This window comes from Longimicrobium sp. (genome assembly GCA_036389795.1).
Classification (GTDB): Bacteria; Gemmatimonadota; Gemmatimonadetes; order Longimicrobiales; family Longimicrobiaceae; genus Longimicrobium.
On record DASVWD010000107.1, the window covers coordinates 1 to 6,453 of the forward strand.

The 6,453-nt window shown below is 73.7% G+C and carries 8 protein-coding genes; 7 read left to right on the forward strand and 1 reads right to left on the reverse strand.

Going from position 1 to position 6,453, the window contains the following annotated elements:
- Window positions 1-88: 88 nt before the first annotated feature.
- The 4 genes from VF746_14470 (at window position 89) to VF746_14485 (ending at window position 3,045) form a co-directional block, all read left to right on the forward strand.
- Window positions 89-1,327: a hypothetical protein gene (locus tag VF746_14470; protein ID HEX8693624.1), complete on the forward strand. Its 1,239-nt coding sequence runs from the start codon at window positions 89-91 to the stop codon at window positions 1,325-1,327.
- A 1-nt stretch (window position 1,328) separates the two neighbouring features.
- The gene (locus VF746_14475; GenBank protein HEX8693625.1) at window positions 1,329-2,054 is read left to right on the forward strand and encodes an ABC transporter ATP-binding protein; all 726 of its coding nucleotides are present in this window, start codon (window positions 1,329-1,331) and stop codon (window positions 2,052-2,054) included.
- A gap of 4 nt (window positions 2,055-2,058) precedes the next feature.
- Window positions 2,059-2,457, forward strand: a complete 399-nt coding sequence (locus VF746_14480; GenBank protein ID HEX8693626.1) for a hypothetical protein — start codon at window positions 2,059-2,061, stop codon at window positions 2,455-2,457.
- A gap of 90 nt (window positions 2,458-2,547) precedes the next feature.
- A complete protein-coding gene (locus tag VF746_14485; protein ID HEX8693627.1) occupies window positions 2,548-3,045 on the forward strand; it encodes an LEA type 2 family protein in 498 nt (165 codons plus the stop codon).
- Window positions 3,046-3,176: 131 nt separating this feature from the next.
- On the opposite strand, the gene VF746_14490 is transcribed toward VF746_14485, so the two are convergent.
- Window positions 3,177-3,641, reverse strand: coding sequence for a PEGA domain-containing protein (locus VF746_14490; GenBank protein ID HEX8693628.1), 465 nt, complete (start codon window positions 3,639-3,641; stop codon window positions 3,177-3,179).
- Window positions 3,642-3,905: 264 nt separating this feature from the next.
- Between VF746_14490 and VF746_14495 the strand changes: the two genes are divergently transcribed.
- From VF746_14495 to VF746_14505, 3 genes are read left to right on the forward strand one after another with little or no spacing between them, the layout of a single operon-like run.
- Window positions 3,906-5,846: an ABC-F family ATP-binding cassette domain-containing protein gene (locus VF746_14495; protein HEX8693629.1), complete on the forward strand. Its 1,941-nt coding sequence runs from the start codon at window positions 3,906-3,908 to the stop codon at window positions 5,844-5,846.
- Between the two features lie 19 nt (window positions 5,847-5,865).
- Window positions 5,866-6,012, forward strand: coding sequence for a UPF0175 family protein (locus tag VF746_14500; GenBank protein ID HEX8693630.1), 147 nt, complete (start codon window positions 5,866-5,868; stop codon window positions 6,010-6,012).
- Between the two features lie 25 nt (window positions 6,013-6,037).
- Complete coding sequence (locus VF746_14505; protein ID HEX8693631.1) at window positions 6,038-6,250, forward strand: type II toxin-antitoxin system HicB family antitoxin; 213 nt, start codon at window positions 6,038-6,040, stop codon at window positions 6,248-6,250.
- Window positions 6,251-6,453 lie beyond the last annotated feature (203 nt).

Consider the following 6,453-nt stretch of genomic DNA (forward strand, 5'->3'; position numbering starts at 1 on the left):
AAGCCAGGTTCCGCGCCGGACCAGCCAGCGAAGGCAGGCTTCTCGCCGCTGTTGCCGCGGGTTCACCCGCGCCGGGCCTCCCTGATCGATGACCGGCCACCTCGCGCTCCTCCTCCGCCTCGAGGCGCGGCGCCTGTCCGACGCGTTCCGGCACCCGCGGCCGGGGGCGTGGGCGGGCGTGCTGCTGCCGGCCGCGCTCGCCGCCGGGGGGCTGTGGGCGGCGGGGGAGTCGGTGCGGCCGGACGTGGCGACGGGGAACGGGCAGCTCCTGCTGGGGCTCGTCGCCGCGGCTCCGGTCTCTCTCCAGGCGTACACCCTCCTCTTCCGCCCGGCGGACGACGCCTTCCTGCGCCGCCTGGGCGTCCCCGCGCGGGCGAGCTTCGGGCTGCGCGCGCTCCGCCTCCTCGCCGTCGCCCTCGCGACGGTGCTGGCGGTGCTGATCCCGTTCGTCGCCACGGATCAGCCCCTCGCGCGGCCGCTCGGGACCGCGCTGGCGGCGGCGGTGGTGACGTGGGCGGTGTCGCTGTGGATGTTCGCGCGGGCGGGGGAGAACACGGTCGATCCGGCGTTCCGGCGGGGGCTCCTGGCGAAGTCGATGGCGTTCGACCGCGAGCTGGTGGCCGCGGCGCCGCTCGTCTTCGCGCCGGTGGGGCCGGCGGTGGCGGGCGGCGCGGCCGGGCTCCTGGCGGGGCTGCCGGTCGGGGCGATGCCGGTCCGCGTCGCGGTCCTGGCCGCCCTGGCGCTGCCGCTGGTGCCGCTGGCGCGGCGGCGCTTCGAGCGGGCGTGGCCGCGCTTCGGGCCGCACGCGGGCGAGCTGGCGTACGCGCCCCCGCCCGACGCGGCCGAGTCGGAGCTGGTGATCGGGCGCGGGCTGGCGCGCGTGCTCCCGCGCCGCGCCGGCGCCGTCCGCGCGCGCGACGCCGTGGTGGTGGGCCGCCGCTTCCGCTGGGCCACGCGCACGGTGGCGCCGCTGGCGGTGGCCGCCGTGCTGGCGCTCGTCCGCGCGGGGGGTGACCCGGCCGTGCGCGGCTGGGTGACGACGGCGTGCGGGCTGCTGCTGGCCGGGCAGGCGCTCGCCGTGGTGCGGCTCGGGCAGTCGGAGCGCGGCCGGGCGCGCTGGCTGGACCGCGCGGCGGGGCTGCGCCTGCGCGACCGGCTGCTGGGCCGCTGGGCGGCGGCGTTCGGGCTCTCGCTCGGCCTCGTGCTCCCGGTCTCCATCGCCTGGAGCCTCAACGTGCCGACCACGCCCGGGTGGTGGTGGATCGGGGCGGCGGCGGGGGGCGCGGCGCTCGCCTCGGCGGCGTCGCTGGCGGCGGCGGGGAGGTAGCGTGGCGGACCAGGCGCTTCCCCTCGCCGTGCGCGGCCTGCGCAAGAAGTACCGGCGCGGCGTGGTGCTGGATGGCGTGGGCTTCGAGGTGCGCCCCGGCGAGGCGGTGGCGCTCCTGGGCGCGAACGGCTCCGGCAAGTCGACGCTGATCGGCTGCGTGACCGGCGACCGGCTCCCGGACCGCGGCGAGGTGCGGCTCTGCGGCGTCGACCCGTTCGCCGACCCGGTGGCCGCGGCGGCGTGCACGGGCTACGTCCCCGAGCAGCCGTTCCTCTACCCGGAGCTGACGGTGGCGGAGATGCTGCGCTTCGTGGCCGCCGCGCGCGGGCTGGACCCGGCGGCGTCGCAGAGGGAGGCCGGGCGGCTGCTGGAGCTGCTGGGCCTCGGCGGCGCGGAGGGGACGCTCTGCCGCGAGCTGTCGCAGGGGATGGGGCGGAAGACGGCGATCGCCGCTGCGCTGCTGCACGCCCCGCGGATGCTGCTGCTGGACGAGGCGCTCAACGGCCTCGACCGCCCCTCGGCGGAGCGGCTGGTGGCCGAGCTGGACGCGCGCCGCGCCGCCGGGGCCGCCGTGCTCCTCTCCAGCCACGACCTGGACTTCGTGGCCGGGTGGTGCGGCCGCGGCCTCCTCTTGGCCGAGGGCGCGCGCTGGACCCTGCTGGAAGGCGCCGCGTGGAACGAGTGGCGCCGTGCGCCGACGCTGCACGTGGACCCTCAACCCGCGTAGCCCGATGAACGAAGGGCGCATCCGCAAGCTGGTGCGCGAGCTGGACCAGCTGGTGCCGCGCGCGGACGCCAGTGTGCGAATGACGGAGGGCCCCGAAGGCGTCGAGGTGACCGCGACCTCCGGAGGTGCGCTGCGGCTGGGCGTCATCTTCCTTCGGGCCGCGCTCGTGGAGGAGTGGGAATCGAACCCCGAGTTGGGAGAGCTGGTCGACGCGGAAGGCATTGACGCCACCTGGATCGGCCGCATCGAGATCGTCGACGAGCTGGAGCCGGTGGAGGAGCCGGAGCCGGTCAGGCGAAGCCCGCGTTACGGGTGCCTGGCGGCCATGCTCCTGGGTCTCGCCGTGTTCCTGGTGGGCGTGGCGACGGTGGTGGGGTGGCTCCTTTCGGCCGTTACCGGGTAGAACGCCTCCCAAACCGAGATCGGAGCGAGACTTGCGGGGCCGGCGGGAGGGCCGCACGGGCCGCGCGGTGACTGGAGAAGGAGGAGCCGGATGATGGATCGCAAGCGGATCACGGCCGCGCTGGCGGGCGCGGCGCTCGCGCTGTCGGCGTGCAGCGGCACGTTCCAGAGGCCCGACATCGACCTGGAGGGCGTCACGCTGGGGAGCGTGGGGCTGAGCGGGGGGACGCTGATCGCCAACGTGCGCGTGCACAACCCCAACCGCTTCTCGCTGCGCGCCGACGACCTGCGCTACCGCCTGTGGCTGCGCGAGCCCGGCGACACGCGGGCCGACACCACCTGGGTGGAGTTCGCCGACGGCACCTACGGCGACACCATCACCGTGCGCGGCCGCGAGACGCGCACCTTCCGCATCCCGGTGGAGTTCAGCTACCGCGAGCTGGGCGGCGCCGCGGGTTCGCTGCTGCGCACCGGGCGCGTGCAGTACCGCGCCGAGGGCACGGTGGACGTGCGCACGCCGCTGGGCACCCGCGAGGTCCCCTTCCGCAAGACGGGCTCGTTCTCGATGTCGGGCACCGGGCGGGACTAGGGCCTGCCGGCGGCGCCGGGTGATGACCGGCCGGGCGGGCCGCGGAGAATCTCACGAACGGACGATGTGAAGAAGGCCGGGGATCTCTCCCCGGCCTTCTTCGCGTGGGCCTGGCTACCGCGCCATGTGCCTCACCAGCCGCCGGCCGGCGCCAGCTGGCCGATCTTCTCCCACGACGGGTCGGCGCTCAGGACGACGGCGATGTGGAGAGTGTCGCCGTCCAGGCTGGCGGTCGCCCGGGTCAGGGTCCCCTGCACGTTGTCCGGATTGATCTTGTAGATGGCGCCGGTGAGCGCGTCGACCACCAGCCCGGGCAGTCCTCCGAACACCAGGTTGCCCCACACCCACCCGCTGGTGCCGCGGGACAGCTGCATCTCGAACGGCTGGTAGCCCTGCAGCTCCATGCGGACCGTGTGCTGGTCCTTCCGCTTCAGGCTCACCGTCGTCGGCGTCACGCCCACCTGCTGGTTGTTCACGAAGATGGTGGCCCCCGTGGGGTTGCTGGAAAAACCTACTTCCTGTTTGCTGCCGTGCATGATGGTGGCGCAGCCCGCCGTCGCCGTCAGCGTGAGTACCGCCAGCAGCCGAATCCGCATGGAATCCTCCGGAATTGGATGAATGATCGGGGCCGGGTGGCCCCTGGGAGCGCGGACGCCCTGGCGCGTCCGCAAGGCACGAGGGAAGGATCTCGCGGAGAAAGAGGTTAAATACACGCGCGTAAAATGACAAGTATTTCGTTTACCGGCTCCGGCCGCCGCATGGCGCGGTCCGCCGCGCCCGTATTCCCGGCGGCCTGCTGGGCGGACGGACGGCGTGTTAGATTCGTCGGCTCCATTCACCACCCGATCCACTCGATACGAATGACCATCGTACGGCTGCAGGACGCGGGGAAGCAGTTCGGCGACCGCTGGGTGCTGCGGCACGTGGGCTTCCACGTGGGGCAGGGCGAGCGCTGGGGGATCGTGGGCCGCAACGGGGTGGGGAAGACCACCCTCTTCCGCATGATCACCGGCGAGGAGGAGCCCACTGAGGGCGAGGTGTGGCGCCACCCGGGGACCCGCTTCACCCTGCTGCGCCAGAACCGCGGCGAGGAGAGCACGGCCACCGTGGCCGAGGCGGCGCTGGAGCCGTTCGCCGAGCTCCTGGGGATGGAGAAGAAGCTCCACTTCGAGCTGGAGCGGCTCTCGGGGCTCGAGCACGGGTCGGCCGAGGGGGAGCGGCTGCTGGCGTCGTACGACCGGCACGTGGAGGAGTTCAGGCGCCGCGGCGGCTACGAGATGCACGCCCACGCCGACGCCACGCTGGAGGGCCTGGGCTTTCCGCCGGAGACGTGGAGCAAGCCGATCCGCGCGCTCTCGGGCGGCGAGCTGGGGCGCCTGCGCCTGGTGCAGACGCTCCTGGCCGAGCCCGACGTGCTGCTGCTGGACGAGCCCACCAACCACCTGGACCTGCGCTCGACCGCCTGGCTGGAGGAGTACCTGCGCGGCTATCCGGGGACGGTGATGGTGGTCTCGCACGACCGCGTGTTCCTGGAGCGGCTGGCGGACCACGTCCTCCACCTGGAGGAGGGCACCGCGTACGCGTACGGCGGCGGCTTCGAGAGCTTCCTGGAGCAGCGCGAGCTGCGCCGCGAGGTGCAGCGCAAGGAGTACGAGAAGCAGCAGGACTTCATCGCGCGCACCGAGGACTTCATCCGCCGCAACCTGGCGGGTCAGAAGACGAAGCAGGCGAAGAGCCGCCGCACGCTGCTGGCGCGCATGGAGCGCGTGGCCGCCGTCAGCGGCGACCCGCGGGCGATGGCGCTGCGCTTCGGGCAGGCCTCGAAGAGCGGGGGGACGGTGCTGCGCGTGGACGGGGTGGGCTGCGCGTACGGCGAGCGCGTGCTCTTCGGCCCGTTCAGCGCCGAGGTGTCGCGCGGGGAGCGGGTGGCGGTGATCGGTCCCAACGGCTGCGGCAAGAGCACGCTGATGCGCGCGCTGGCGGGCGAGGCGGCGCCGTGCCGCGGCTCGGTGACGCCGGGGACGGGGGTGGTGCGCGCCTACTACCGGCAGGACTTCACGCACCTGGACCCGGCCAAGACCGTCTGGCAGGAGGTGGGCGACGCGGCGAAGGTGACCATGCCGGAGCTGCGCGGCCACCTGGGCCGCTTCCTCTTCAGCGCCGACGAGGTGGAGGCGAAGGTGGGCGGCCTCTCGGGCGGCGAGCAGGCGCGGGTGGCGCTGGCCAAGATCACGCTGCTGCGCGCCAACCTGCTCCTGCTGGACGAGCCCACCAACCACCTGGACCTGGAGAGCCGCGAGGTGCTGGAGGAGGCGATCCAGGGCTACGCGGGGACGGTGATCCTGATCTCGCACGACCGCGCCTTCCTGTCGCAGACGGCCACGCGCGTCTGGAGCTGGAGCGACGGGCGCTGGGAGGACTACCCCGGCGGCTTCGACGACTGGATGGAGTGGACCGCCCGCCGCCAGGCCGAGGCCGCGTCGTCGGCCGCCGCCGCCGCCGCGAAGTCGGCCGCCGACGCGAAGCCCGCCGCCCAGCCGGCGAAGGCGCCCGCGGGGCTGTCGAAGAACGAGGTGCGCCGCCGCGAGCGGGAGCTGGAGCGGCTGGAGGCGCGCATCCACGAGATCGAGGCGCGCCTGGCGGAGATCCAGGCGGCGTTCTCGGACCCGGTCCTCTACGCCCCCGGCGCCGACCCCGCCCGACCCCGGCAGCTCGCCGCCGAGCGCGAGCGGCTGGACGCGGAGCTGGCGGAGACGTACGCGGCATGGGAGCGGGTGGGCGAGGAGCTGGCGGGGGTGTAGGACTTGCCAGCGCGAGGAGTTGACGCTGGCACAGGCGGCGCGGCTCGCGAAGATGGGTCGCATAGGGTTCCAGCACCTGCTCGCGAGCCGCGGCATTCCGCTCGACTACGACGTTTCCGATCTCGAGCAGGACCTGAAGACGCTTCGTGAGCCAGGCCGGTTGTGATCGTAATCCTGCGCGCGGCGGGGGAATGATGGACCGTTTCGAAATGACGATCTACTGGAGCGACGAGGACGACGCGTTCGTCGCCGAGGTGCCCGAACTGCCGGGCTGCGCGGCGCACGGGTCGACTCGCGAAACCGCGCTCGCCAACGCGCAGGCGGCGATCGCTGCGTGGATCGCGACGGCCAGGGAGTTCGGCGATCCGGTGCCGGAGCCCGGAGCCCATCGCCTGATCGCCTGAGCGGGATCGACAACACTCCAGGAGATTCCGAAGCCCGGCGGACGCGGTTCCGCCGGGCTTCGCTTCGTGTGTGCCCAGCATGGACAGTGGTCAGGAGGTGAAAGTCCTCCCGGAACTTGGTCGTAGGGACCGAAGCGAGCCGCAAGGCGCCGACCGCGAGGGGAGCGCTGAAAGAAGCGGGGTAGCGAACCCGTCGAGCCGAC

What these genes read in the sequence shown, in the direction of transcription:
- VF746_14480 (HEX8693626.1), top strand. Translation starts at nt 2,059, where the DNA reads ATGAACGAAGGGCGCATCCGCAAGCTGGTGCGCGAGCTGGACCAGCTG.
- VF746_14490 (HEX8693628.1), bottom strand. Translation starts at nt 3,641, where the DNA reads ATGCGGATTCGGCTGCTGGCGGTACTCACGCTGACGGCGACGGCGGGC.
- VF746_14495 (HEX8693629.1), top strand. Translation starts at nt 3,906, where the DNA reads ATGACCATCGTACGGCTGCAGGACGCGGGGAAGCAGTTCGGCGACCGC.
- VF746_14470 (HEX8693624.1), top strand. Translation starts at nt 89, where the DNA reads ATGACCGGCCACCTCGCGCTCCTCCTCCGCCTCGAGGCGCGGCGCCTG.
- VF746_14485 (HEX8693627.1), top strand. Translation starts at nt 2,548, where the DNA reads ATGATGGATCGCAAGCGGATCACGGCCGCGCTGGCGGGCGCGGCGCTC.
- VF746_14505 (HEX8693631.1), top strand. Translation starts at nt 6,038, where the DNA reads ATGATGGACCGTTTCGAAATGACGATCTACTGGAGCGACGAGGACGAC.